This is a genomic window from Desertibacillus haloalkaliphilus (genome assembly GCF_019039105.1).
Lineage (GTDB): Bacteria > Bacillota > Bacilli > Bacillales > KJ1-10-99 > Desertibacillus > Desertibacillus haloalkaliphilus.
The window spans coordinates 1-361 of sequence record NZ_JAHPIV010000423.1; the positions used below are offsets into that span (position 1 = coordinate 1).

Sequence of the window (361 nt, forward strand, 5' to 3'; positions counted from 1 at the left end):
CTATTGGTGTTTCAAACTTTGAAGCCCACCACTTGGATCGTTTGTTGACGAAGGCAACGGTTATGCCGGCAGTTGACCAAATTGAAACGCACCCATACTTTAACCAACATGTCCTACACGGCTACTTGGAAGAGTTAGGTATCCAGCACCAAGCGTGGAGCCCACTTGGCCGTGGTGCTGTTTTGCAAGATCCTGTTTTGGCAGGCATTGCTGAGCGTTACGGTGTCAGCATCGCGCAAGTTATTTTGCGTTGGCAAATCCAACACAACGTTGCCGTGATTCCTAAGTCAGGAAACCCAGCACGTATGGCTCAAAACTTGGCTTTGGACTTCCAATTGACGACGACTGATATGGCTCGTAT

The 361-nt window shown here is 48.8% G+C and carries 1 protein-coding gene; it reads left to right on the forward strand.

The window, feature by feature from the left end:
* Nucleotides 1-361 (forward strand): aldo/keto reductase (locus tag KH400_RS22610; RefSeq protein WP_217228469.1); only part of this gene is annotated, 361 nt, incomplete at both ends.